This is a genomic window from Aggregatibacter segnis ATCC 33393 (assembly GCF_900476035.1).
GTDB lineage: Bacteria > Pseudomonadota > Gammaproteobacteria > Enterobacterales > Pasteurellaceae > Aggregatibacter > Aggregatibacter segnis.
Genome location: NZ_LS483443.1, coordinates 1,931,164 through 1,957,796, shown reverse-complemented (window position 1 = coordinate 1,957,796; position 26,633 = coordinate 1,931,164). Strand labels below are relative to the sequence as shown.

General features: G+C 41.4%; 26 protein-coding genes and 1 other annotated feature. Of the genes, 14 read left to right on the top strand and 12 right to left on the bottom strand.

Annotated features, from left to right (window positions below; all coding sequences use genetic code 11):
- Nucleotides 1–37: 37 nt before the first annotated feature.
- A complete protein-coding gene (locus DQN58_RS09530) occupies nt 38–436 on the bottom strand; it encodes a DoxX family protein (RefSeq protein ID WP_006719069.1) in 399 nt (132 codons plus the stop codon).
- Between the two features lie 105 nt (nt 437–541).
- Entirely contained in the window at nt 542–2,308 is a 1,767-nt protein-coding gene (locus DQN58_RS09525) for a protein-disulfide reductase DsbD (RefSeq protein WP_006719067.1), read from the bottom strand.
- 158 nt (nt 2,309–2,466) lie between these two features.
- Between DQN58_RS09525 and DQN58_RS09520 the strand changes: the two genes are divergently transcribed.
- From DQN58_RS09520 to smpB, 5 genes are all read left to right on the top strand, one after another.
- The gene (locus DQN58_RS09520) at nt 2,467–3,027 is read left to right on the top strand and encodes an LOG family protein (RefSeq protein WP_006719065.1); all 561 of its coding nucleotides are present in this window, start codon (nt 2,467–2,469) and stop codon (nt 3,025–3,027) included.
- 218 nt (nt 3,028–3,245) lie between these two features.
- Nucleotides 3,246–3,512, top strand: a complete 267-nt coding sequence (locus DQN58_RS09515; protein WP_032997949.1) for a type B 50S ribosomal protein L31 — start codon at nt 3,246–3,248, stop codon at nt 3,510–3,512.
- 9 nt (nt 3,513–3,521) lie between these two features.
- Nucleotides 3,522–3,662: a type B 50S ribosomal protein L36 gene (ykgO, locus tag DQN58_RS09510; protein WP_006719061.1), complete on the top strand. Its 141-nt coding sequence runs from the start codon at nt 3,522–3,524 to the stop codon at nt 3,660–3,662.
- 243 nt (nt 3,663–3,905) lie between these two features.
- A complete protein-coding gene (gene arcA, locus DQN58_RS09505; RefSeq protein WP_032997947.1) occupies nt 3,906–4,610 on the top strand; it encodes a two-component system response regulator ArcA in 705 nt (234 codons plus the stop codon).
- Between the two features lie 240 nt (nt 4,611–4,850).
- The gene (gene smpB, locus DQN58_RS09500; RefSeq protein WP_006719057.1) at nt 4,851–5,333 is read left to right on the top strand and encodes an SsrA-binding protein SmpB; all 483 of its coding nucleotides are present in this window, start codon (nt 4,851–4,853) and stop codon (nt 5,331–5,333) included.
- Between the two features lie 75 nt (nt 5,334–5,408).
- On the opposite strand, the gene cgtA is transcribed toward smpB, so the two are convergent.
- Genes cgtA through rplU form a run of 4 tightly spaced genes read right to left on the bottom strand, consistent with a single transcriptional unit; the run spans nt 5,409 to nt 8,185 of the window.
- Nucleotides 5,409–6,584, bottom strand: a complete 1,176-nt coding sequence (gene cgtA / locus DQN58_RS09495) for an Obg family GTPase CgtA (protein WP_006719056.1) — start codon at nt 6,582–6,584, stop codon at nt 5,409–5,411.
- Between the two features lie 27 nt (nt 6,585–6,611).
- Complete coding sequence (locus tag DQN58_RS09490) at nt 6,612–7,538, bottom strand: DMT family transporter (protein WP_032997946.1); 927 nt, start codon at nt 7,536–7,538, stop codon at nt 6,612–6,614.
- 57 nt (nt 7,539–7,595) lie between these two features.
- Nucleotides 7,596–7,853: a 50S ribosomal protein L27 gene (gene rpmA, locus DQN58_RS09485; protein ID WP_005539872.1), complete on the bottom strand. Its 258-nt coding sequence runs from the start codon at nt 7,851–7,853 to the stop codon at nt 7,596–7,598.
- A 20-nt stretch (nt 7,854–7,873) separates the two neighbouring features.
- Nucleotides 7,874–8,185, bottom strand: a complete 312-nt coding sequence (gene rplU / locus DQN58_RS09480; RefSeq protein ID WP_006719042.1) for a 50S ribosomal protein L21 — start codon at nt 8,183–8,185, stop codon at nt 7,874–7,876.
- A gap of 259 nt (nt 8,186–8,444) precedes the next feature.
- Between rplU and ispB the strand changes: the two genes are divergently transcribed.
- The 4 genes from ispB to miaB all read left to right on the top strand — a co-directional run bounded on the left by ispB (nt 8,445) and on the right by miaB (nt 12,195).
- The gene (gene ispB, locus DQN58_RS09475; protein WP_162496230.1) at nt 8,445–9,416 is read left to right on the top strand and encodes an octaprenyl diphosphate synthase; all 972 of its coding nucleotides are present in this window, start codon (nt 8,445–8,447) and stop codon (nt 9,414–9,416) included.
- Entirely contained in the window at nt 9,416–9,754 is a 339-nt protein-coding gene (locus DQN58_RS09470) for a hypothetical protein (RefSeq protein ID WP_006719039.1), read from the top strand. The genes ispB and DQN58_RS09470 overlap by 1 nt, the downstream gene beginning before the upstream one ends.
- A 2-nt stretch (nt 9,755–9,756) precedes the next feature.
- On the top strand, nt 9,757–10,485 hold the full coding sequence (locus DQN58_RS09465; RefSeq protein ID WP_006719036.1) for an epoxyqueuosine reductase QueH: 729 nt from the start codon (nt 9,757–9,759) through the stop codon (nt 10,483–10,485).
- Between the two features lie 285 nt (nt 10,486–10,770).
- Nucleotides 10,771–12,195 (top strand): tRNA (N6-isopentenyl adenosine(37)-C2)-methylthiotransferase MiaB, encoded by a 1,425-nt coding sequence (gene miaB / locus DQN58_RS09460; protein ID WP_006719034.1) that lies wholly within the window; start codon nt 10,771–10,773, stop codon nt 12,193–12,195.
- Nucleotides 12,196–12,250: 55 nt separating this feature from the next.
- Here miaB and priC read toward each other — a convergent pair whose 3' ends face one another.
- The 5 genes from priC to DQN58_RS09435 all read right to left on the bottom strand — a co-directional run bounded on the left by priC (nt 12,251) and on the right by DQN58_RS09435 (nt 17,979).
- Complete coding sequence (gene priC / locus DQN58_RS09455) at nt 12,251–12,817, bottom strand: primosomal replication protein PriC (RefSeq protein WP_006719032.1); 567 nt, start codon at nt 12,815–12,817, stop codon at nt 12,251–12,253.
- Between the two features lie 62 nt (nt 12,818–12,879).
- Nucleotides 12,880–14,229 carry a Na+/H+ antiporter family protein gene (locus DQN58_RS09450; protein WP_006719030.1) on the bottom strand — a complete coding sequence of 450 codons (1,350 nt, stop codon included), beginning with the start codon at nt 14,227–14,229 and terminating at the stop codon, nt 12,880–12,882.
- 102 nt (nt 14,230–14,331) lie between these two features.
- Nucleotides 14,332–14,460: a sequence feature (His leader region), on the bottom strand.
- 126 nt (nt 14,461–14,586) lie between these two features.
- Nucleotides 14,587–15,240 carry a ribonuclease T gene (rnt, locus tag DQN58_RS09445; protein ID WP_006719029.1) on the bottom strand — a complete coding sequence of 218 codons (654 nt, stop codon included), beginning with the start codon at nt 15,238–15,240 and terminating at the stop codon, nt 14,587–14,589.
- An 87-nt stretch (nt 15,241–15,327) separates the two neighbouring features.
- Nucleotides 15,328–15,735, bottom strand: a complete 408-nt coding sequence (gene gloA / locus DQN58_RS09440; protein ID WP_032997944.1) for a lactoylglutathione lyase — start codon at nt 15,733–15,735, stop codon at nt 15,328–15,330.
- A gap of 147 nt (nt 15,736–15,882) precedes the next feature.
- Complete coding sequence (locus DQN58_RS09435) at nt 15,883–17,979, bottom strand: TonB-dependent receptor domain-containing protein (protein WP_006719027.1); 2,097 nt, start codon at nt 17,977–17,979, stop codon at nt 15,883–15,885.
- A 299-nt stretch (nt 17,980–18,278) separates the two neighbouring features.
- Between DQN58_RS09435 and DQN58_RS09430 the strand changes: the two genes are divergently transcribed.
- Nucleotides 18,279–20,834, top strand: coding sequence for a GDYXXLXY domain-containing protein (locus DQN58_RS09430; RefSeq protein ID WP_006719025.1), 2,556 nt, complete (start codon nt 18,279–18,281; stop codon nt 20,832–20,834).
- 94 nt (nt 20,835–20,928) lie between these two features.
- Here DQN58_RS09430 and cmoA read toward each other — a convergent pair whose 3' ends face one another.
- On the bottom strand, nt 20,929–21,651 hold the full coding sequence (gene cmoA, locus DQN58_RS09425) for a carboxy-S-adenosyl-L-methionine synthase CmoA (protein WP_006719024.1): 723 nt from the start codon (nt 21,649–21,651) through the stop codon (nt 20,929–20,931).
- Between the two features lie 165 nt (nt 21,652–21,816).
- On the opposite strand from cmoA, the gene aspS reads away from it, so the two are divergent.
- The 4 genes from aspS to nudB all read left to right on the top strand — a co-directional run bounded on the left by aspS (nt 21,817) and on the right by nudB (nt 26,629).
- Entirely contained in the window at nt 21,817–23,583 is a 1,767-nt protein-coding gene (aspS, locus tag DQN58_RS09420) for an aspartate--tRNA ligase (protein WP_006719023.1), read from the top strand.
- A gap of 62 nt (nt 23,584–23,645) precedes the next feature.
- Nucleotides 23,646–24,464, top strand: coding sequence for a hypothetical protein (locus DQN58_RS09415; RefSeq protein WP_006719022.1), 819 nt, complete (start codon nt 23,646–23,648; stop codon nt 24,462–24,464).
- A 338-nt stretch (nt 24,465–24,802) separates the two neighbouring features.
- Nucleotides 24,803–26,071: an NRAMP family divalent metal transporter gene (locus DQN58_RS09410; RefSeq protein ID WP_006719021.1), complete on the top strand. Its 1,269-nt coding sequence runs from the start codon at nt 24,803–24,805 to the stop codon at nt 26,069–26,071.
- Nucleotides 26,072–26,182: 111 nt separating this feature from the next.
- A complete protein-coding gene (gene nudB, locus DQN58_RS09405; RefSeq protein ID WP_032998193.1) occupies nt 26,183–26,629 on the top strand; it encodes a dihydroneopterin triphosphate diphosphatase in 447 nt (148 codons plus the stop codon).
- The last annotated feature ends 4 nt before the right edge of the window (nt 26,630–26,633 follow it).

The window sequence follows — 26,633 nt, the reverse complement described above, 5'->3', positions numbered from 1 at the left end:
AGGTGCGTCCTCATCCTTTTTATCTCCATCGGAGAGATTATTTTTTACTGATTTTGTTATCTAATGCGAATGCACCGGCGCCGGCAAATACAAAATATAAGAAGATAAAGCAGTATAAAAATGCGGTTTCACCGCCATTGGCCAATGGAAATAAGAAACCTTTAGGCGCATGGAACATGAAGTAAGCGACCGCCATTTGGCCACTTAGTAAGAAAGCGGAGACGCGAGTAAATAAACCTAAAATTAAGAGAATACCGAATATAAGTTCAATGATGCCGCCTACGCCCATTAATGAAGCCAATTCCACAGCGCCATTGCCGCCAGTCATGGAAACAGGGAATTCCCAGAATTTTGCTGTTGCGTGCAACACAAAAGCATAGCCTGAAACGATACGTAATAAACCTAAAAAGTAGTTGCTGTATTTGTTTAAAAACATTTTTCCTTTCCTTAAATAGAAGTAATCAAGATTGAGGTTGCATATGCTAACAATTAATCTCGAAGAAAAAAATGACTAAAAAAGAAAAGGATTTTTTCTTAATCGTTAATGAATGCTGTTTTTAGCCGCTTGGAGTGTTTGCAAAAATGTCTCACTTTCCATAAAACCGGTAATGCGCTGGGCTCCGATTTCTTTGCCTTCGGCATTAAAGAAAATCAATGTCGGCAAACCGGTTACCGATAACTGTTTCATTAAAGTGCGGTTATTTTCGCTGTTATTCGTCATATCGATTCTTAACAATAAAACGTCTTTTAACGCCGCCTGCACCTTTGAATCGGCAAAGGTTTTATGATCAAACTCTTTGCAGGCAATACACCAATCTGCATAGAGATCGATCATTGCCATGGCTTTGGGATTTTGTGCTAATGCTTGTTGAAGCTCGTCGTAGCTGTGCACTTGTTGAAATTCAAGTGAATTTTGAACCGCACTTTGGTTCTCTTTGGATTGCGTATTATTTTGCCATAACCATGTTTGTAACGGCTGAGCGAGTGCCATGGCTGCGATGAGGAATACAATACGGAAGAATAATCCGATGCCGTAGGTACGCATTTGCATGGCTAGCCAGACAAAGAAACTTACGCCGAGTAATGCCCATAAACGAGGTTCCCAAACGGCAGGAAGAATACGGGAAAGTAAAAACACCGGTAACGCTAACATGACAAAACCAAATGCGGTTTTTACGTTTTCCATCCAAGCGCCGGATTTTGGTAGGATTTTGTTGCCGAAGACGGTAATTAGAATGAGCGGTAAACCCATGCCGAGGGCTAATAAATACAAAGTTAACGCACCGATCACAAAATCCCCTGATTGCGCTACATACAGCAATGCGCCTGATAGCGGGGCTGAGGTGCAAGGCGAAGCCACTAAACCGGCGATTGCGCCCATGGCAAATACACCGAAAAAGGCACCGCTCTTTTGTTGTTGACTGAGCTGAGTCAGTTTAGTTTGCAGGGAGGAGGGCAGTTGTAAGGTAAATACACCAAACATTGAAAGCGCCAGCAAGGTGAAAACCAGCGACAATCCAATTAAAACATAAGGGCTTTGTAACGCCACTTGGAACGGTAAACCGATGAGTACGACCAATAAACCCAATAAAGTATAAGTTAATGCCATGCCTTGCACATACACGAAACTTAACGCCAAAGCTCGCCATGTGCTACTTTTTTCTGTGCGGCTACCAATCACGATGGCTGATAACAACGGTAGCATCGGGAGGACGCAAGGGGTAAAAGCCAACCCGATACCGAGGACAAAAAACCACAACATGGCATACTTGCTCTGAAATAGGCTGTCAGCAAGTTGATTTTGATGTGATGATAAAACATCTGAATTTCCTACCGCACTTTGCAATTCATCCGCTTTCAGTTGCGCGGTCATAGCCACTTGTGGAATTTCACCGAGTACAAACTGTTTGGTTTCCGGCGGATAACAAAAGCCTTGGGTACAACCTTGGTAGGTAACGTCTAAAAGATCTTGCGCACCTTTATTTGGCAGCGGTAACTTAAGGGCGAGTTGGCGCTTGAAAATATTTACTGTGCCGAAATAAGGATCTTGATACTGTTCCGCTGTAGTTAAAAATTGCGGTTGAACGTCAATTGGCTGACCGTTAAGTGAAAATTCCAGCTTGTCTTGGTAAAGATAGTAATTGTCGATAATTTGCCAATTCAACAAAATATTTTCATGCTGCTGTTCTGCATGTAGCTGAAATGCTTGATCCACCGGTAAAAATTTCGGTTTATTATTGAAGAGATCCGCAGCTTGTAGGCTCAATGTTGTGAGTAAACAGAACGCGAGAAGAAGATATTTTTTCATAAGATACAGTGATGATTTTCCATAAAATGGGGCACATTCTAGCACTACAGAAAACAAATTGCTGTAAAATATCGCACCTTATGGTCTGGTCGCGTTTTTTGTGAAATAAATTCACAGCGAGCCGACTTTATACGAAGTCATATTATTGAGGGAATAAAATGAATATCACCGTTTATTGTGGTGCGGCATTGGGAAATGTACCGGCATATCAGCAGGCAACAATTGAGTTGGGTAAATGGCTTGCACAACATCATCATCGATTGATTTATGGTGGTGGCAAAGCAGGACTCATGGGATTGTTGGCAGATACCGTATTATCTCATGGTGGGGAAGTGATAGGCGTGATTCCCGCATTTTTACGAGAAAGGGAAGTTGCGCACAGTGGCTGTACAGAAATTATCGTGGTCAATTCTATGGCGGAACGGAAAGCAAAGATGTTGGCATTTGCTGATGCTTGTATTGCGTTGCCTGGTGGACCGGGAACACTAGAAGAAATCTGTGAAGTGTATTCTTGGTCGCGTATTGGACAAAATCCGCATCCTTGTATTTTATTTAACCAAAATGGTTTTTATGAACCGCTCAGAAACATGTATCAAAGCATGGTAAGTGAGGGATTCTTGAGTCAAACACATTTTGACAAATTGTTATTCAGTACAGATCTTCTTGAAATAGAACAGTTTATTAAATCCTATCAAGCACCTGAAATAAGAACTTATTAGGTTTTTATTAAAGTGCGGTCGAAAATAACATTGTTTTTTATAAAAATTAATTAGGCATCTTGAGTGTTTTTCTAAGTTATTTTTGCTTATGTAAAGCTTGATTCAACACTTTTTTCTACCTCCTTATTTTTTTAATTAAAATAAGTTTGCTTGGGTGGCGTTTTTTGTGTAACATGGCGCGCATTGTTATTTTTCATCAAGAAATAAGGTTGTGTAAAATGAAAAAAGGGATTCATCCGGAAAATTATCGTACCGTTCTTTTTTATGATTCCAATGCTAAGCAAGGCTTTTTGATTCGCTCTTGTGCCAGAACCACAAACACCATGAAGTGGGAAGATGGCAAAGAATATCCGGTATTTATGTGTGATACGTCCTCGGCATCACATCCATTTTATACCGGTAAAGTTAGACAAGTTGCCAATGAAGGGCGTGCAAGCGATTTTGCTAATCGTTATGGCAAGTTCGGCATTTTCAAATCGAAATAAGGAATGTTTATGCAAGTTTTATCTTCATTAAAAACAGCAAAAACTCGCCATCCTGGTTGTAAAGTCGTGCGTCGTCATGGTGTCGTATATGTGATTTGTAAAGAAAACCCGCGTTTTAAAGCGCGTCAGGGTGGTAAGAAAAAACGTTGATTTCTCTCGTACTTTAGCTTTGTGTGTAACTTTAGCGAGTCCTTCAATAACATTGTTTATTGAAGGATTTTTTATTTGTCGAATCCTGTTGATTTTATGATATAGATCATAAAATCAAAGGCGAATAAATTCTCATTTAATTGTTTTTGTTGTTACAATAATGTTGCAATTATAAAATTCAGGTTATGTGTTGTCGAATAACTGAATACCGAAGTAATAACTAAGAAAATGAAGGATTTGCTAATGCAAACGCCACAAATTTTAATTGTTGAAGATGAAACGATTACCAGAAATACATTAAAAAGTATTTTTGAAGCCGAAGGATATGATGTTTTTGAAGCGGCTGACGGTTCCCAAATGCACCGAATTCTAGAAACAGAAGACATTAATTTGGTCATTATGGATATTAATTTGCCGGGGAAAAATGGTTTAATGCTTGCCCGCGAATTGCGTGAGAATGCAGACATCGCGCTGATGTTTTTAACCGGTCGGGATAATGAAGTGGATAAAATTCTCGGCTTGGAAATTGGGGCGGATGATTACATTACTAAACCGTTTAATCCACGTGAATTAACGATTCGTGCACGCAATTTATTACAGCGCACAATGCAGGAAAATCAGCGTGCTCATCAAATTGAACAATATAAATTTAATGGTTGGACATTAGATTTAAATAGCCGTACTTTGGTTACGCCGGAAGGCGAAGAGCGTAAGCTACCGCGCAGTGAATTTCGTGCTATGTTGCATTTCTGCGAAAATCCGGGAAAAATTCAAACCCGTGAAGAATTATTGAAAAAAATGACAGGACGCGAACTTAAGCCACAAGATCGCACGGTGGATGTTACGATTCGCCGTATTCGAAAACATTTTGAAGATCATCCTGATACCCCGGAAATTATCACGACCATTCACGGAGAAGGTTATCGCTTTTGTGGAGAGTTAGAATAAAGGGAATCAGCGCATTGGGCGCTGATTTTTTTTATTCCCAAAGAAAAAAGTGCGGTGGTTTTTTTGCCATTTCTACGTAAAGGAAATGACCGGATACATTTCACTCCTTAAGAGTATTAAAAATTAACAAGTCGCCTTTATTGCCAAACGGGAGACAAATTATCCTTATTGTGTGCTTTTGCTATCTTTGCGTGGATTCGGTAGAATGTGCGCCAATTTATGTTTAATTTCCAATAATATATGACCAAGAAAAAAGTAAAACCCGGTTCTAATACGATCGCATTAAATAAGCGCGCGAGACACGATTATTTTATTGAAGGTGAAATTGAGGCAGGTCTTGAATTGCAAGGCTGGGAAGTGAAATCTATGCGCGCCGGCAAAGCAAATTTAAGTGATAGTTATGTTATTTTTAAAAATGGTGAAGCTTTTTTATTTGGCGCGAGCATTCAACCTTTAAGTGTCGCATCAACCCATGTGGTGTGTGACCCAACTCGAACCCGTAAATTATTGCTGAAACAACGTGAATTGGATTCTTTATTCGGCAAAGCAAATCGTGATGGATTTACGTTAATTGCCCTTTCTTTATATTGGAAAGGTGCATGGGCAAAAGTCAAAATTGGTTTGGCGAAGGGTAAGAAACAACAGGATAAGCGGGAAGATATTAAAGAGCGCGAGTGGAAAGTGGCAAAAGAGCGAATCATGAAAAATGCACGAAAAGGCTAGTTTTTTCTGCGGTAATTCATAAAAAAGTGCGGTCAAAAATCTACGTGTTTTTTGACCGCACTTTTTTATATCTGATTAAGGCTTGTAGATGATTTCTACGCCTTCCTCATCTTCTTCTGACCAGTCATCCCAGTCGTCATCATCTTCATCATCAAAATCAGCATTTTCTAATTGCTCTTGATGGTAATCTTCCCATTTGAATTTCACTTCTTCATTTTCTACCGGTGTTTCTTCCGTTTCACGTGGATGCGCTTCTAGGAAGTCCATGATGTCGCGACACAATTGAGGTACATTTTTGCCAGCCGCAGCAGAGATCAAATAATAATCTTCTTCCCAGCCTAAGCGTTTCGCAATTTCTTCTGCACGTTCATGAGCTTCTTCGTCGCTCATCGTATCGATTTTGTTGAACACCAGCCAACGTGGTTTATCCGCTAAGGATTCACTGTATTGGAAAAGTTCAGATTCGATAATTGCTACGTTATCTGCAGGATCAGAATCGTCAATCGGATTGATATCCACTAAGTGAATTAATACGCGACAACGTTCTAAGTGTTTCAAGAAACGAATACCTAATCCGGCACCTTCTGATGCCCCCTCAATTAACCCGGGAATATCCGCGATAACAAAACTGCGATTGTCATCTACTTTCACCACACCGAGACTTGGCACTAAAGTGGTAAACGGATAATCAGCGACTTTCGGTTTAGCTGCAGAAACGGCGCGGATAAAAGTAGATTTGCCGGCATTTGGTAAACCGAGCATCCCAACATCGGCGAGCAACATTAATTCTAATAGTAAATCGCGTTTTTCACCCGGTGTTCCCATGGTTTTTTGGCGTGGAGCGCGGTTAATGGAGGATTTGAAACGAGTATTACCTAATCCATGATAACCACCTTTAGCAACTAATAATCTCATGCCATTTTTGGTTAAATCACCGATAATTTCTTGAGTGTCGTTATCAATAGCGCGCGTTCCCACCGGTACACGTAAAGTAATGTCTTTACCTCGATGTCCGGTACAGTTTGCACTGCGTCCGTTTTCCCCGCGTTCAGCGGCAAAGCGTTTTTCAAAACGGTAATCGATAAGCGTGTTGAGGTTTTCGTCAGCGATTAAATAAACATCACCACCGTCACCACCATCGCCCCCATCCGGACCGCCTTTGGGAATATATTTTTCACGACGGAAACTGGCACAGCCGTTGCCCCCGTCACCGGCTTCGACACGAATCAAAGCTTCATCAATAAATTTCATTCAACTTCTCCAAAATACTGAAAATTACTACCGCACTTTTGGGCGAGCAGGGAATAACTTGTGCCCGATGGCGGATAAAATTGCCCCGCATACTACAATAAACGCACCGATATAGCTAATAGTATTTAGTTCAGGGGCGGCAAAATCTGTTGGGTCGATATAGTGGGCAAGGTGCGCAAATAAAATAGTAAACAACGGAACCAAGGTAATGACCACGCTGACTTTTGACACTTCCCAACGATTTAATGCTTCAGCATAAGCACCATAACCAAATAGCGTATTTAAACAACAGTAAATTAAGCAACCAAGGCTGATAGGCGTTAAGCCTTGTACTTGTGAAAATTTAGCAAAAGGCGTAAAGACAAGGGCGCAACCAAAATAGATCATCAGCAAAATTTGTTGTGAGCTGAATTTTCTTAGCATGAGTTTTTGTGCCATGCCGTAAGCAACCCATATTAAAGACGCGCTAATGCTGAGAAAAACACCGGTGGAGTAGATATTTAACCCTGTGAAGATTTCTAAGCGATCATTAAAAAAGAAACCTAAGCCGATGGTTAATAAGATCAAACCGATTTTTTGGTGTAACCCTAATTTTTCTTTAAAAATCACAACACCGCAAATGAGCATACCAAAAGAGGACAAATGGATAAAAATTTGTGCAACGGAAGGCTCAATATAATTGAGTGAGTTATTAAATAAGAAAAAATTACCGGCTAATCCGAGTACGCCAAGCATAACTAACGTACTGTAATAACCCAGTTTTGATATGTTGGGCAATGCTTTTTTGTAACCAAGGAGTAAGAGGATAACAACACTGGCAACGATAAAGCGATACCAAACAATGGTTTCCACATTCATAGTGGAAACAACTTGCTTTAATGCAATAGGCAAAGAGCCCCACGCCATGGCGGTGATCAGGGCAAAAAGAAAACCTAACATAGGTTGTTGTTTCATGATTTTACCTATAAAAAAGCCCTGCATTGAGCAGGGCGTTTTATTCTTTTTATAAAATTATTCAGTAACAATACTTACGTATTTACGGCTTTTCTCGCCTTTTACTTCAAATTTTACTTTACCATCGGCTGTCGCGAATAAGGTGTGGTCACGTCCCATTCCAACGTTGTTGCCCGCGTGGAATTTAGTACCACGTTGACGAACGATGATGCTACCTGCTAATACAGATTCACCACCGAAACGTTTAACACCAAGACGTTTAGCTTCAGAATCACGACCGTTACGAGTTGAACCACCAGCTTTTTTAGTTGCCATCTACTTGATCTCCTCTGAAATTATGCTTGAATCCCAGTGATTTTCACTTCTGTGAACCACTGACGATGACCTTGTTGTTTACGGCTGTGTTTGCGACGACGGAATTTAACGATTTTAATTTTATCGCCACGACCTTGTGCAACTACTTCAGCCACTACTTTTGCACCAGCAACTACTGGGGCACCGATTTTAACATCTTCACCATTAACGACCATCAACACTGAATCGAATTCAACTGTTGCGCCAGTTGCAAGTTCAAGTTTTTCTAAACGAACGACTTGACCTTCGCTTACTCGGTGTTGTTTACCGCCACTTTGGAAAACTGCGTACATAAATACTCCGCTATAATTGTGCTCTAATGTTGTTTCATTTCGCACATAAAATTCATATAAATAGGGCGCAAATTCTACGTAAAAATTTAGGGGATAGCAAGAACTTATTTACGATAAAATAAAAAAATTGGCAATTTAGGTAGTTTAATTTCAGAAAGGGGGAAAAATCGGGTAGAATCAACTGTACTTTCGTTTTCAATTTCATCTACTTCCCCTAATTTTAAGTGGCCTAATTATAGAAATGAATACAACAAATTTTATGGATATGAATGCAATCCAGGCATTAAGCCAAGCGGATATGCAAAAAGTGAACGAATCGATTTTAGCCCAACTTAACTCAGATGTGGTGCTGATTAATCAATTAGGATTCTACATTGTGCAAGGCGGTGGCAAGCGCATTCGTCCCTTAATTACCGTGTTGGCAGCAAGAGCCTTAGGTTTTGAAGGGCAAAAAGCTATTACGTGTGCCACCTTTGTCGAATTTATTCATACAGCGTCTTTGTTGCATGATGATGTTGTGGATGAATCGGATATGCGTCGTGGGCGTGCTACGGCAAATGCAGAATTTGGTAATGCCGCAAGCGTGTTGGTGGGGGATTTCATTTATACCCGTGCGTTCCAATTGGTTGCTCAGCTGGAATCTTTAAAAATTTTGCGCATTATGGCGGATGCCACCAATGTGTTGGCAGAAGGCGAAGTGCAACAATTAATGAATGTGAACGATCCGCAAACCAGTGAAGAAAATTATATGCGGGTGATTTACAGCAAAACCGCTCGTTTATTTGAGGTGGCGGCGCAAGCTGCCGCAATCATTGCCGATGCGGATGACGAGCAGGAAAAAGCATTACAGAATTACGGTCGTTATCTCGGCACAGCATTCCAGTTAGTGGATGACGTGTTGGATTACAGCGCGAATGCCAAGGCCTTAGGGAAAAATGTGGGCGATGATTTAGCCGAAGGCAAACCGACCCTTCCTTTATTACATGCGATGCACCACGGCAATGAACAACAGGCTGCGTTAATTCGCGAAGCCATCGAACAAGGTGGGAAACGTGAGGCCATTGATGAGGTGTTAGCTATTATGGCAGAACATAAATCCCTTGATTACGCGATGGATCGCGCTAAACAAGAAGCACAAAAAGCCGTTGATGCGATTCAGATTCTGCCGGAAAGCGAGTATAAACAAGCGTTGATTTCCTTAGCGTATTTATCCGTGGATAGAGCATATTAATGAAAAAGCGACTCCTAACATGTTTGTTGTGCTTTTTTAACCAGTCAGTTTTATCAGCCGATTTTTCCTGCGCAGAACCAAATGGCGCATCTAAAATGGTGACGTTTTTCAACCAAATTGATAAGCATCACATGGAAAGCGGTTTGCTACCGCCCAACGAAAAACTCGTTCGAACCGATAATTCACAGATGTGGGAATATACAAATAAGGCGAATACAAAGACTGTACTTGAAGTAAAGTCTGCCGATACGCCAAAGTTTTTTGTGTTTTCACTTTATAATCCAAAAGGTTCAACAATATTTGTTTATAAATGTATCGAAATTCTTCAAGCTAAATAGTCATGACAGAACAACAATCTCAAAGTGCGGTCGGTTTTCAACATAAAACACGCAAACAAAAACCACGCAAAGATCCAAATGCACCTTTTATTCGTGAAAAATTGGAATTGCCTGAAGGGCACAATAAACTGCTTTTGCACTCCTGTTGTGCGCCTTGCTCGGGTGAGGTGATGGAAGCCATTTTGGCGTCCGGTATTGAATTTACGATTTATTTCTACAACCCGAACATTCACCCGTTAAAAGAATATTTGATTCGCAAAGAAGAAAATATTCGTTTTGCGCAAAAATTTGGTATTCCATTTATTGATGCCGACTATGATCGTCAAGAATGGTTTGACCGTGCCAAAGGCATGGAATGGGAGCCGGAACGCGGCATTCGTTGTACCATGTGTTTTGATATGCGTTTTGAAAAAGCGGCTGAATATGCTCATGAGCACGGTTTCCCGGTATTCACCAGTTGCCTTGGCATTTCTCGCTGGAAAGACATGGAGCAAATTAACGGTTGCGGTCATCGTGCGGCAGAAAAATATGACGATGTGATTTATTGGGATTATAACTGGCGCAAAGAAGGAGGCTCACAACGTATGATTGAAATCAGTAAACGCGAGCGTTTTTATCAGCAAGAATATTGCGGTTGTGTTTATTCGTTGCGTGACAGCAATAAGTGGCGCGAACAAACCGGTCGCCAAAAGATTGAAATCGGTAAACTTTATTATTCCCCCAATCAGTAAGTCATTCCATGTATTGATGAATGGCAGATAAATTTCAGGTTAAGCTTACTTGTCTACGGTGTTTTATCTGCCTTTTCCTTTCTTCTTTTCTCTGCAATTTTATGTCGTTTAAGACAAATTCAGACCGCTCTTTTCCTTTTTTTGACATGTTTTGGTAAAGCATTATTTCTACCTACAACAGGTAAAATTCTTGAGAAAATCTGCTTTTTTACTAGCGAGAAAAAGCGCAACTCGGTAGAATAGCCAGTCAATTTTTATGAACCATTAGAGTAAATTTTAGCCAGTATGACGCAAAAACTACATATTAAAACTTGGGGCTGTCAGATGAACGAGTACGATTCATCTAAGATGGCGGATTTATTACACAGCACACACGGTTTGGAACTTACCGAGGTGCCGGAAGAAGCGGATGTTTTATTATTAAATACCTGTTCCATTCGTGAAAAAGCACAGGAAAAAGTCTTTCATCAATTAGGGCGTTGGAAAGAATTAAAGAAAAATAACCCTAATTTATTGATTGGCGTGGGCGGCTGTGTGGCATCGCAGGAAGGCGAACACATTCGCACCCGAGCGCCTTATGTGGACATTGTTTTCGGGCCGCAAACATTGCATCGTTTGCCTGAAATGATCAACCAAATTCGTGGCGGGAAAAGCTCCGTTGTAGATATTAGTTTCCCGGAAATTGAAAAATTTGACTGTTTGCCGGAGCCTCGTGCAGAGGGACCAACCGCATTCGTTTCTATTATGGAAGGCTGTAATAAATATTGTACTTATTGTGTGGTGCCTTATACCCGTGGTGAGGAAGTAAGCCGCCCGGTAGATGATATTTTATTTGAAATTGCACAGTTAGCCGCACAGGGCGTGCGTGAAGTGAACTTGCTTGGTCAAAACGTGAATGCTTATCGTGGCCCGACGTTTGACGGTGAAATTTGTACCTTTGCGGAATTATTGCGTTTAGTCGCTGCCATTGACGGTATTGACCGTTTACGTTTTACCACGAGTCATCCGATCGAATTCACCGATGATATTATCGACGTGTATCGTGATACACCGGAGCTGGTGAGTTTCCTTCATTTGCCGGTGCAATCCGGTTCAGACCGCGTTTTAACCATGATGAAACGCGGACATACAGCGCTTGAATACAAATCCATTATTCGCAAACTAAAAGCGGTACGTCCGAATATTCAAATCAGCTCTGATTTCATCGTGGGGTTCCCGGGTGAAACCAATGAAGATTTCGAGCAGACTATGAATTTGATTGCTCAAGTGAATTTCGACATGAGTTTCAGCTTTATTTATTCTGCCCGTCCTGGTACACCGGCGGCAGATTACCCAGATGATGTGACTGAAGACGAGAAAAAACAACGTTTGTATTTGTTGCAACAACGCATCAACAATCAAGCGGCTCAATTCAGTCGCGCGATGTTAGGTACGGAGCAACGCGTGTTGGTAGAAGGCCCATCGAAGAAAGATATTATGGAATTAACCGGTCGTACGGAAACCAACCGTATTGTGAATTTCCAGGGGTCGCCGGAAATGATCGGAAAATTTGTTGATATTAAAATCACCGATGTATTCACAAACTCCCTACGTGGTGAAGTGGTACGCACCGAAGACCAAATGGGCTTGCGTGTGTTGCAATCGCCACAAATGGTAATTAACCGCACCCGTAAAGAAGATGAACTGGGTGTAGGCCGTTACACTGGCTAATTTATTTGAGCGGAATGAAAAAACCTCGCGATGTTTGCGAGGTTTTTTATTACGACTATTTTTGCTTTTCGAGGAAAATTAAATATTCCTCTAACATTTCGATGGCTTCCAAGCAACGGGCGCGACGTTGTTCTAGTTGTTCCAGTTTTAATCGGTTAAATGGAAGTCCCTCTCTCTGCGCTTCACTTAAACTGTCTTGCTCGTGCTGAATTTTTTCATTAAAAGACGCTAAATATTCATAATATTTTGCCAAGCGTTCGCGTGGTGGCAAACTGTGTACGGGATGCTGACGTTTATTTTGCGGTTTATTTTCTTCTTTATCTTTAACCGGAAAGAGCTGAGCATTTTGCTGTTGACGCATTAAGGCATCAGAAAGTGCGGTGCATTGTGCGGATAGTTTTTGCGTATAAAACTGCCAGACTTCAATGTTATCGCTTTCAATCTGTTCAAGCTGCACGAGAGTGAGCTCTATTTGCTCAAAATAAAATGCCGTTTTTTGCCAATTTTCCGTAAACAGATTGGGTGAAAATTTTGCATAAACAATCTCTTCTTTTTGCGTGGCATAACGTGCAAAGAAATGTTGAAGGCTTTGTTTTAAGCGTTGCGTGGAAATGTTGTTCATAGACATAAGGAAGCAAAAGTGCGGTGGAAAATTTATGTGTTTTTCCGACCGCACTTTTAGGATTAGAGAGTCATTGCTGCAAGCCAGCCAAAGGCTAACAACGGAATGTTATAGTGAATGAAGGTAGGTACAACAGAATCCCAAATGTGGTCGTGTTTACCGTCCATATTCAAACCGGATGTTGGTCCTAAGGTTGAGTCGGAAGCCGGTGAGCCCGCATCACCTAATGCTGCCGCAACGCCCACGATAGACACTGTAGCAAGTGGGGAGAAGCCGAAAGATAAACAAAGCGGTACATAAATCGAGGTGATGATTGGCACGGTAGAGAAGGAAGAACCGATCCCCATGGTGATCAACAAGCCGACGAATAACATTAAGAACGCTGCAAGTCCTTTACTTTGTAAGCCTTGCCCTAAGGTTTGCACTAAGTCAGTTACACCGGTAGTTGTGTTAATCACATTGGCGAAACCGGAAGCAGCGATCATCACGAAACCGATCATGGCCATTAGGCGTAAGCCTTGTTGGAAAATATCGTTACTTTCTTTTAGCTTAAAGATACCGAACACGGCAAAAATGACTAAACCGACTAAACCACCGATGATCGTAGAGCTTGTGACTAATTGTGTGGTGAAGGTCGCCACAATCGCAACAAGGCTTGCGGTGATTTGTTTTGGTGTAATGTTAGCAATGTGCTGCTCAATGTCTTGCGTTGTTGGTTCTGCTGTGGTGACGGCATATTCACGCGGTTTGCGATAAGTGATAAATACGGCAGTCAATAAACCTAAAATCATCCCGGTTACCGGAATCATCATAGCGAGGGAGACTTCACCTACCGTTGTTTGTAAGCCTAATGAAGCACCGACATTATTAATATTTTTCACCAAAACGCTTTCGATAAAGATTTTACCGAAACCCACCGGTAATAACATATAGGTGGCGGTTAAACCGAAAGTGAGGACGCAAGCTACGGCGCGACGGTCAATTTTCAGTTTGTTGAACACAGCAAGTAGTGGTGGAACAACAATTGGAATAAATGCAATGTGCACCGGTAACAGGTTTTGAGATGAAATCGAGAACAAGACCAAAATCCCCAATAAGGCATATTTGAACATGGCAATCCCATTAGCAGAGGGGGTTTTGTTCATGCGGGTAATCACTTTATAGGCAAGTAAATCAGTGATGCCGGATTTGGAGATGGCAATGGCAAAGGCACCGAGCATGGCATAGTTCATTGCCACTTCAGCACCGCCACCAAGGCCGCCGGTAAAGGCTTCAATGGTTTTTGTTAGGCCTAAATCGCCGATTAAACCTGCGGTGAGGGCAGAAATAACCAAGGCAACGACCACGTTAATTCGCAACAAGCTGAGAATCAGCAAGACTGCGATGGAAATAACAACTGGATTGGTTAGCATTTTTTTGTCCTTATGAGTTAAGTTATTGATAATTTACTAGAGAAATAAAATTTGTCTAATAAAATCATCGGCTAATTTCTGAGGAATTTATTTTTGCTGTAAAAAACAAACCCCTCGAAAGTCAACTTCCGAGGGGCTTTAAAGGATAGCGTTTTATTCGTACCTGCTCGGAAGTCATCTTCCAAGCACACCAAATACCTGAAAGATCATTCAGTTACGTGGTGATGATGGTGACGACGAATAAAGCGCATTTTGGAATCTCCTATGTGAATTGCTTTTTAAACTACTGGAAAATATTTTTTATCGCAAGTGTTTTTTCAAAAAAATGTAAAGTGCGGTCGATATTTTTGATGTTTTTTAATTTTCCGCTATGACATGCGGAAATCCGCCCAAGTGTTTTAAATGATTCACCATATAACAAAACAGCTCTGCTGTGCGTTCCGTATCATATAACGCAGAATGAGCTTGTTGGCTGTCAAAAGGAATTTTGGCCGCTTGGCAGGCTTTTACTAATACGGTTTGTCCGAACATAAAACCGCTTAATGTGGCGGTGTCAAAAGTGGAAAACGGATGGAATGGGTTGCGCTTGGCATTCATACGTTGCGCCGCTGCCATCACAAATCCATGATCGAATGACGCATTATGTGCGACGATGATTGAACGTTGGCAGTCAGCGTCTTTTTGTGCCTTACGTACCATTTTAAACATCTCGCTAATAGCGATATTTTCACTCACGGCTCCACGTAATGGGTTGTCGATGTCGATACCGTTAAATTTGATGGACTCAGGATCGATATTGGCGCCTTCAAAGGGGTGAATGTGAAAATGACATTTTTGGTCCGGCACTAAGTTGCCGGCGTCGTCCATTTTTAGGGTAATGGCTGCCAATTCTAATAGTGCATCGGTTTTGGCGTTTAAGCCGGCGGTTTCCACATCGATTACCACCGGTAAATAACCGCGAAATCTGTGTTTTAATAAGTTGTAATTAATTGTTTCTTGGGCTTCAGACATAACTCATCCTAAAAATAAAACGTGGATTATCGTTTATAATCCACGTTAAAAAACACTTGAATTTTTTACCGCACTTTAGAGGGTAACTTAGTTGCCTAAGCCGGCTTGTGCGCTTTGATTTTCGATGAATTCAATTTTGTAACCGTCCGGATCTTCCACGAAAGCAATCACAGTTTTACCACCTTTTACCGGGCCCGGTTCGCGAGTAACATTCCCGCCCGCCTTGCGCACCGCTTCACAGGTCGCATAAATATCATCTACACCAATAGCGATATGGCCGTAAGCATTACCTAAATCATATTTCTCTACGCCCCAGTTATAGGTTAATTCCAATACGGACGCTTTGTCTTCATCATCGTAACCTAAAAATGCCAGAGAATATTGGTATTCCGGATTTTCACTGGTACGCAATAAACGCATGCCCAATACATCTTGATAAAACTGAATAGAACGTTGTAAGTCGCCGACGCGTAACATGGTATGTAAAATTCGCATGATATTCTCCATTAAATAAAATCTCAGCAATTATGCCACAGAATCATGGCGTTTTCTTTGGAAAATAAAAAGGATTAAGCTCGATTGAACTTAATCCTTCAAAATAAATTTAAAAAACGCAGTAAAATCTCACCGCACTTTTCAGTTTTAGAATGTGTAGTTTACACTTAAACGAACGTCACGACCCGGCTCAGGCAAGGTGGATACGCCTGCGCGTTGGCTGTGGCTGCGATAGTATTTGTTGAATGCATTGTTCAACGCAAGGTTGATATTTACGCTTTCAACCGGTTTCCATGTGATATAGAAATCGTTGACGCCATAGCCCGGGCGTTTTGTGGTGGTTGCACCACCGCCACGGTTTTGGGTGGTTGAATCGTAGCTGGTATGTTGTACAAAGCGGCCTTTCCAACCGATTTCAACGTCAGGTTGTTCGAAGTGGTAAGACACGCCGGTGGTCCAAGTACGACCGATTGGAATGGCGGTTACTGTGCTATCCACGGTTCTGCCGTTTAATTCCGGTTTACTGTAAGCCACGCCTGCACGCAAGGTTAAGCCTTCGTATTTATAGGCTGCACCTAATTCATAACCATGATTTCTTAATTTGCCTGCATTTTGGATTTCATAATAACCCGGTCTGATTTGAGTAAAGGCGTGCGTATCTTGGATTGTTTGCCAGAAATAACTTCCGTTCAAAGAAAGGCTGTCGGCTAATTTATAGTTAAAGCCCACTTCCGCGTTGCGCGATCTTTCCGGTTTAATGTTATTGGCAATGGAATACACTGCTGTTTTTCCTCGAGTCGATCCTGAAGAAAGCATGACTTCAAAGAAACGAGGACTTCGGGTAGCGTAGTTTAAGCTGGTATTTAAACTCAAATCATTGCTCACTTCATAAATTAAGCCGACACTTGGGTTTAGGTTTCCTTTATTGGATTTTGAGCCGTCCATTGCACGGAATGAGAAATGATCATAACGTAAGCCGGTGGTTAAGGTGAACGCGCCTAAGCCCCAGATACCTTCCGTATAAATACCCACATCACGTTTCTTTTGGGTCTTCATTTGGACGCCGTTTTGAACGGTAAGTGAGTTAGGCTTACCTTCTTGATCGCGGTAATTGATACCGTATTTGATTAAGTGAGATTCACCAATAGGTGAGTCCAAGTTTACGTTGGCACCATTGGCAATTAAACGAGTTCTGGAATGTTCACTTGGCTCTTCACGGCTAATTACACTACGCCATACATTAGCCTTAGCATTGCTGATAAAGCCCATGTTTTTACCTGTCCATTCAATTTTGCTGGTATCGTTCGTGGTGATGCGATAGCTAGGGGCGTTATTTGCCGTATTCGGAATTTTGTTGCCATTGCGATCTAAAACATACCAAGTATTCCCTTCTTGGCTTAACGTATAGCCGTTTGCACGCTGTTCTCCTGTTAGAGTTGGACGGCCGTTTTGCTCTCTGGCGGTTAACCAATCTTGCGAAAAGTCAAACTCTTCACGAAGTGCGCGAACGCCGTAATGACGCTCTTGACGGTGGCTTAATTCGATACGTTGATCTTCAGTAATATCAACCCCAACTTTGGCGAGTAAACCACGTTGATGTAATGAACTGTTTTGAACTTTTGTACCACCTTCCAAATTACGGAAATTATGGCCGCCTTTATAGTCGCTTTCATTTACCCAATTGCCGGAAAGCAATACATCCATCGCTTGGGCGCGTGAATAAACGGTTGCGCCTTTGCTCCAGCCTTTGTTTGAGCTGACGCCGGCATTTAGTTTAAAACCAATGTCTTGACCTTCTTTCAGAAGATCTTTTGCGCTCACAGTTTCTGCCACGATAGCACCACTGGTTGCACCAATGCCGGCACTGGCTGACCCAGTCCCTTTTTGCACGCTCACTTTCTTGAATAGTGCCGGGTCAAACATGAAACGGCCTTGGTGGTGGAAAAGTTGGGCGTCGGTATAAGCATCATCTACTTTCACATCCACTTGATCTTGCCCCATCCCGCGAATGGTAAACCACTGTGATGTGCCGCGACCGCCACCGAAGTTAATTGCCGGTTCGTCTTTTAATAAACCTTTTAATTCGGTTTCCGTGCTGCGATTAATCGATTCAGTTGTAATCACATTGGTTTTACTTTTGGCACCGGTATTTTCAGACACCACGTTAATGATCTCTAAATTTTCTGCATAAACTGCAGTGGTAACTAACATTGCGAGGGGAAGCAATGAAAAATGTTTGCGCATAAATGCTCCTCTAAAGGTTGATGAAAGGTGAAATTTACAGCGTGGCAATCTAACGTATTTGCTCAATTTATGCAAATGATAATTATTATTAATAATAAATTATTTCTAATGGCGTTTTATGGATTAAAATGTATTTGGTTTTTGTTAAAAGAGACGGAAACCGGAAGCACTATTGGTATGAGGAAAGAATGAACGTGAGAAGGAAAATATCGCAAAATCTCACCGCACTTTTGCTTTTTCTCCTAAAAATTGACTAAAATTCTTTAACTTTTCACCGGGGATTGAAAGGAAACGAAAATATGAATAGAACAGGGTTATTCAACTTATCTTGGGAACGTTATCTTAATTTATTGTTTCTCTTGTTAACGGTCGGTTTTCTTAGTAGCGGCGTCGTCACATTCATTGCCGCTAACTGGGATTATCTTTCCGATTTAACGAAGATTTATGGATTGCAAACGTTGTTCGTTTTTTCCGTGATGACAGGCGGTTATTTTTTTATGCGCGAAAGTCGTCAGTTAGCAGCGGAGAAATTAAAACTTGTTTCGGTTGCCTTATTCTTTAGTGCTGCCGTGCTGATTGGCGCTATCTTGGCACTCGCTGGGCAAACATATCAAACGGGCGCGAATACATGGGAATTGTTTGCTATTTGGTCGGTGTGCCAAATTCCATGGTTACTTTTGTTGCCTAATGTTGCTTCTGCCTTATTGCTGATTATCACAGCAAATTTAGCTTTGTATTTACTTCAGATCGATAATTATGACTATGTTGCTGTTTATGGCGTATTTCTCAATGGTGTTGGCCTGGTATTCAGTGAGGTTTTTACACGACGATTGCATGATGAACGTTGGCGAATCTTACCCAAAATCTTGCTTGGTTTTGTGATCATACATCTCTTCGGCATTCGTTTTATGGCCTATGGCACGATTTTTGATACCGATTTTGGTTGGTTTTCGGTGCTAAATTTCTTGATCGTGAGTGTGCCTTCTGCTGCATTATTTTATTTTTATAAGCAATATCGTTTTGATTTCACCAATTTAATTGCAAGTGCATTGGGGATAATTGTTGCCTTTAGCATGTTGCTCTTTTCTCATATCAATTCTGCGGATTCTGTTTTTTCAAGTGGCTTGCTGATTTTTGTGTTGACGATCTTAGCAATGAAATATCTGTACAAGCTTTATCAAGCCCGTTATCCGCAACAGACGAAAATGCCTTGGGCATTGTCCGTTCTGTTTATTTTTGCCATTCTCATCGGTATGGTCACCGCCATTATTTGGGCGGCGTTTATTCTTGATATATCTGACCCGTTGCTCGCTGTACTTGCCTTGGCAATTGCAATGTTGCTTACTGCATTGGGATTACATCGAGCTTATCCGCAAGCGAGTAATGAAATGTCGCTGGTGGTTGGTATTTGTTTTTTGATGGGATACGGCTTGCTTGGCGGTTATTTATGGTTTGACCATTTGGAGCGTGATCCTAGCGAAACAACGCAGATTTTTGTGCCGTTGTTGTTTTCTTGTGTGGTCGGTGTTTTTTATTTCGTTCGCAAAGAAGTTTGGCTACAAACTTTAACGGTAGTGAGTATCTTAAGCATGTGGCACCTCAGTTACGTGGAGGACATTGCATCCGGTGCCTTGTCTTTGCCTTATCTTTCCATGTTGTGCTGTGTTTGTGTTTTTGTAGGGCAGTTCTTGTGGATGATAAAACATCAGCAGAGCGAGGCAGTGACACCGCTTGCTTGGGGGCTTTTATTTTTTAGTATTGGCTCTTGGAGCTATTCCGCATCCCAAACCTTCTTTCCTTGGTTTCATCATTTCAGCGAGGTCGCCGACGAGTTACCGTCCATTGATACGTTCTCAGACTTTTTCAGCGTCATTACCTATGGCATTTTTTCACGAGCTACGTTGACATTTTCATGGTGGGTGCCGTTTTTTGTTTGTCTTACACCTTTCTGTGTTTATTGGATTATCAGCTTCTTTTTTAAATCTGCGCTGGCGGAAAAGTGGTTTATTGCCATTGTTTTAATGCTCTTTACGATTGGATTTGTGGCTCAACCGTCTATTTTGTTTTTTGTTGCCCTGTGGTTGATTGCCTATGTTTCGGCAAGCCGAACTTTATTTTTTATCGCCTTATTGGCGCTCATCACGAATTTGGCACTTTACTATTACATGCTCTTTATCCCATTGCTTTATAAGTCGTTTTTACTCTTATGCTTTGGCGCATTATTTTCCTTTGTCGTATTTTTCTTGCATAGGAAATCTAAAGTGACGACACAAAGTGCGGTGGATTTTTCCGGTGTTTCTAAATGCAAGCCGTTAATGGCGTTGCTTATCGCGTTATTGATGTTATTGCCGTTAAATTACAAGATATGGCAATTTGAAAACGTGTTAGCGACCGGCAAACCGGTTGTGCTAAAAATTGTGCCGGTGGATCCACGTTCGTTAATGCAAGGGGATTACATGTCGTTGAATTACGCCATTTTGCAGGATATTGCAGCGCAACTTAATGATGAGCCTGACCAGCTAAATGATGAACAAACCAACGAAGAGGACACTTGGCAGATAACAAGAAAACCACAGCCTAAACGAATTTATGCCTTAATTCATCAAAATGAGCAGGGTGTTGCTACCTTGTGTCGCGTGGAAAAAACTAAACCGACGGATTTCACAGGCTGCGAACCAAACCTGTATTTACCGATTAATAACACAGGCTGGTCGCCGGCATTGCCAAGTCAGGAATATTTCTTTGCAGAGGGGAAAGGGCAATATTATGCTCAGGCAGAGTATGCTGAATATCGTTTTAAAGACGGTATTTTATTGCTTGCCCGTTTGTTGGATCAGGATTTAAAACCTTTATAAAAACGAGAATAAGAGCGTCGATAGATAATAAAAAAGTGCGGTGGATTTTTAAAACGTTTTACGTCCATCGCTCTTTTTTATTTTGAGCTTGCGCTTATTTCATCGCAATCATGGAACCGAAGTTAAAGCATTGGAACCAAAGCTCCACATGAGAAAAGCCGACATTTTTTAATCGCGCTTTATGGGTTTCAATGCTGTCTGTGCGCATCACATTTTCAAGTGCGGTGCGTTTTTGGCTCACTTCTAATTCGCTGTAACCGTTAGCGCGTTTAAATTGATGGTGGAGATCAATTAGTAAGTCGTTAGTTTGCTCGTCTTCAAAGCGGAATTTTTCTGACAGCACCAATACGCCGTTTGGATTTAATCCTTGATGAATTTTTTCCAACAACGCCACGCGATCTTGTGGCGGTAGAAATTGCAGGGTGAAATTCAAAATCACCATCGATGCATTTTTGATCTCAATGTGGCGAATGTCGTCACAGAGAATCTCAACCGGAATATCACTGTGGTAGGCGGCAATGTGTTGGCGACAACGTTCCACCATCGGTTGGGAATTGTCCACCCCGATAATTTTCACATTCGGTTGGTTAATATGACGACGAGCGGAAAGGGTCGCCGCCCCACGGGAACAACCTAAATCATAAACATTGCTGTTTGCCGTCACAAAACGTTCGGCAAGCATGCCGATAGCTGTGATGATGTTGGAATAGCCCGGCACAGAGCGTTGGATCATGTCAGGAAATACTTCCGCAACGCTTTCGTCAAAGGTAAAATCGCCCAATTTTTCAATGGGTGCAGAGAATAGGGTATCTTTCATGTTTTTTGCGATGCAATGATTTGAAATAAAAAGTGCGGTTATTTTAGAGAAAGTTTTTAACGGCGCAAATAAATTTCGCTTTCCAATTCAAAAGCCCAGGCAATTTCCGTATAATCGCACGGTTAATTTCTCTTTAATGATCCAGAATATAATAAGGAATAAAAAATGATGCGTTCACATTATTGCGGTGCGTTAAACCGCGCAAATATCGGTCAGGAAGTAACATTAAGCGGTTGGGTTCATCGCCGCCGCGATTTAGGTGGGTTGATCTTTATTGATATGCGCGATCGTGATGGCATCGTGCAAGTGTGTTTCGACCCGAAATACCAAGACGCCTTGACCGCGGCTGCTGGTTTGCGTAACGAATTTTGTATTCAAATCAAAGGTGAAGTAATTGCTCGCCCGGACAACCAAATCAATAAAAACATGGCGACCGGTGAAGTGGAAGTATTGGCAAAAGCATTGAAAATTTACAATGCTTCCGATGTGTTGCCGTTAGACTTCAACCAAAACAACACAGAAGAACAACGCTTAAAATACCGTTATTTGGATTTACGCCGTCCGGAAATGGCACAACGTTTGAAAACTCGTGCAAAAATCACCAGCTTTGTGCGTCGTTTTATGGATGACAACGGTTTCTTAGATATTGAAACCCCAATGCTAACCAAAGCCACACCGGAAGGCGCGCGCGACTATTTAGTGCCAAGCCGTGTGCATAAAGGCAAATTCTATGCATTGCCACAGTCACCACAGCTTTTCAAACAGTTGCTCATGATGTCCGGTTTTGATCGTTATTATCAAATCGTGAAATGTTTCCGTGATGAAGATTTGCGTGCGGATCGTCAACCGGAATTTACCCAAATCGATGTGGAAACCTCTTTCCTGACAGCGCCTGAAGTGCGTGAGATTATGGAACGTATGGTGCATGGTTTATGGCAAAACATCATTGGTGTGGATTTAGGCAAATTCCCGGTGATGACTTGGCACGAAGCGATGAATCGTTTTGGTTCCGATAAGCCGGATTTGCGTAACCCACTTGAATTAGTGGATGTGGCAGACCTCGTTAAAGAGGTAGATTTCAAAGTGTTCCAAGGCCCCGCCAATGATCCGAACGGTCGTGTGGCGGTCATTCGCGTACCAAATGGCAGCGAAATTACGCGTAAACAAATTGATGAATACACCCAATTTGTTGGTATCTACGGCGCGAAAGGTTTGGCTTGGGCGAAAGTGAATGATATCAATGCCGGTCTTGAAAGTGTTCAAAGTCCGATTGCGAAATTCTTAACTGAAGATGTATGGAAAGCGTTAGCAGAACGAGTGAAAGCACAAAATGGTGATATCTTGTTCTTTGGCGCAGACAAATGGCAAACCACCACCGATGCCATGGGCGCATTGCGTTTGAAACTGGGCCGTGACCTCGGCTTAACCCGTTTAGACGAATGGCAACCGCTTTGGGTCATTGATTTCCCAATGTTTGAACGTGATGACGAAGGCAACTTGGCGGCAATGCATCACCCATTCACATCGCCGCGTGATTTCACACCGGAACAATTGGAAGCCGAACCAACAACTGCCGTGGCGAATGCTTACGATATGGTGATCAATGGTTATGAAGTGGGTGGCGGTTCTGTGCGTATTTTCGATCCGAAAATGCAACAAACCGTCTTCCGTATTCTTGGCATTAACGAACAAGAACAGCGCGAAAAATTTGGCTTCTTGTTGGATGCATTGAAATTCGGCACACCACCACACGCAGGTTTGGCGTTCGGTTTAGACCGTTTAACCATGCTTTTAACGGGTACCGAAAATATCCGTGATGTGATTGCGTTCCCGAAAACCACGGCAGCGGCATGCTTAATGACCGAAGCACCAAGTTTTGCGAATCCGCAGGCGTTAGCTGAGCTGAGTATTCAGGTTGTAAAAGCTGAGTAAATTTGAAATTTGAATAATAGAGTGCGGTCAATTTCGACCGCATTTTTTGTTAGAGAGAAAATATGAACATTGAATACAAAATCAGAAATATTTCTACGGTAATTTTAGTTATTGCAACAGCAATTTTTATTAATCTTATTTATTCACAAATTGCTGGAATAACTTCTTCTGTATGGAGAGTTTATGGTTACTATTCTTTAGCAGACTTTATTTTTCCAGTATGTCTGTTTATTTCAGCCTTTTCTATAATGAGGGGGCATAATTGGGGAAAATGGTTATATGCTGGGTATACCATGACAGGGATTTTTTTTAGCATTGGGGTTAGTTTAGAGCATAATCTAATGCAGTATACTTTTATGCGACCAGAAATGTTATCTTCAGTTGTATTCGTTATACTTTTCATTTTTTTCTTAATTTCGATTAAAGTTCTTTTTTCAAAAGAAGCTAGTCGTTTTTTTGGTGATAAAAGTCTTAATGTTAATGAAATTGGTAAAAGGCCCTTGTTGCTAACAATAGCTTCTATTTGTAGTTTTATTTTGGCTATTTATTGGGGAGCCAGTGTTTTAAGCGAACATTACATTATTGACGGATTTTTCTTTTTAAGACCCTTTTCTTTTTTCTTTGGTGTTTTTAGTTCTTATGTCTTAATGCTAGTACTTTCCATTGGTTTTTTCTTAGGGAAAAAATGGGCTAGAACATTATATATGGTTAGGGGAATAGCATTTTTTTTCTGGCTGCTAATGGATTTTCTAGAATTAGCTAAAAATAATCCATTTAATGAAATTCAAGATCAATTTGATTTGCTTTTATCTCATTTTATAGTGCTTTTCATATATTTATATGTGTTATATAACAAGAAAAGTAATGAGTATTTTCATTAAACATGAAATCTGCCATGTTGTATTACAAGCATGTGTAGATACCTAAAAGTCTATTTTAATGGCTTCCAAAAAGAAAGTGCGGTCAAAAACTCAATGGATTTTGACCGCACTTTCTTTTTTAGATAAAAAATTTTATCTACTAAAATAAATTGCTTTTTTGGTGTGATAACTTGCCTTATCTCTCTGGTTTGAAGTTATTAACTAAAATTTTCAATAAATCAAAATTTTATTCTTTTATTTCTTTTTGAATAGAATTTTATTTTCTTTACTGGGTTGTGAAATTCTATTATAAATGAGTCCTTTCCCGCATTTATGGTCAATTTATAAGAGAGAATTTTATGAGTGAAGTTTCAAATTCAGTAGAAAAATCCACATGGGCGACTAAATTCGCTGCATTAGGTCCGGGCATCGTTATGGCATCGGCTGCCGTTGGTGGTTCGCATATTATCGCTTCCACCCAAGCGGGTGCGATTTATGGCTGGGAGTTAGTGAGCATCGTAATTCTTGCGAATTTATTCAAATATCCTTTCTTCCGTTTCGGTGTGCAATATACCTTAGATACCGGCAATACCTTGTTGGAAGGTTACCGCCAAAAAGGTAAATTTTATTTGTGGCTATTCCTTGCATTAAATATTTTTGCCACCGTGATTAACACAGCCGCGGTAGGTTTGTTAACCGCAGCCATTTTAACTTTTGTGATCCCTATTCCATTGCCAATGCCGGTCCTCAGTTTATTGGTGATCAGTGTCACAACTGGTATTTTACTGTTAGGGAAATACCGCTTATTAGACAGCTTATCCAAAATCATCATGATCGCGTTAACCGTGACAACAGTCAGTGCCGTGGTGATTGCGTTTATGCGTAATGGCATGCAAGGTGTCGCACCTGCAGATTTCGTTGCGCCTTCCCCGTGGGAATTAAGCAAATTGGCCTTTTTGGTCGCATTAATGGGCTGGATGCCGGCACCAATTGAAATTTCTGCTATTAACTCCATGTGGGTGGTGGCAAAACGTCGCTTGACCAAAGTGTCTTATCAAGACGGCTTGTTTGACTTCAACGTTGGTTACATCGGCACGGCGATTTTAGCGGTCGTATTCTTGGCGCTTGGCGCATTGGTACAATTCGGTTCACCTGAAACCGTAGAAATGGTGGGCGGTAAATATATTGCACAATTAATCAATATGTATGCCAGTACCATCGGTGAATGGGCGCGTTTATTGATTGCAGTGATTGCCTTCATGTGTATGTTCGGCACAACCATTACCGTTATCGACGGCTATTCCCGTACCAACGTCGAATCCTTGCGTTTATTGCTTGGTAAACGCGAAAGCACGGTAAGAACCTTGAATATTGCCATGGTGCTTGCCGCCGCTTCCGGTTTGGCGATTATTTTCTACTTTAATAACGCCGTTGGTCCGATGTTGAAATTCGCGATGATTGCCTCCTTTGTTTCTGCGCCGGTCTTCGCATGGTTGAACTTGTCCTTAACCATGAAAGCGAAACACAGCGTGAAAGGCGGATTATTGTGGTTGTCCTTTATCGGGTTATTCTACTTAACCGCGTTTGCTGCACTCTTTATTGCACAGCAAGCCGGCTGGTTAGGCTAAAAATTTCTCTAAAAACGACCGCACTTTAAGGGGTTCTTTAAAGTGCGGTTCTTTTTTACGTTGTTTTGCGTGAAAATACATGGCGAACTTTTTATTTGCGTGGATATCCAATTGAAATACAAAAACAACCAATCTGTCCTTGTTGTCATTTATGCCAAAGAGAGTGGCAGAGTGCTCATGCTACAACGCCGAGACGATGCAGATTTCTGGCAATCGGTCACCGGTTCTTTGGAAGAACATGAAATGCCGTATGAGGCAGCAGTACGTGAAATTTGGGAAGAAGTGCGGTTAAAAACGCCGTCAAAAAGCACCGCACTTTTGGATTGTCATGAAAGCGTAGCGTTTGAAATTTTTCCGCATTTCCGCTATAAATACGCACCGAATGTTACCCACTGCCGAGAGCATTGGTTTTTGTTGGCTGTGGAGCAGGAATTTACTCCTGAATTAACCGAACATCTCGCTTTTCAATGGGTTTCGCCGGCACAAGCGATTCAAATGACGAAATCCCCTAATAACGCGGAAGCGATAAGAAAATATTTATTTGATTTGACAAAATAGAAGG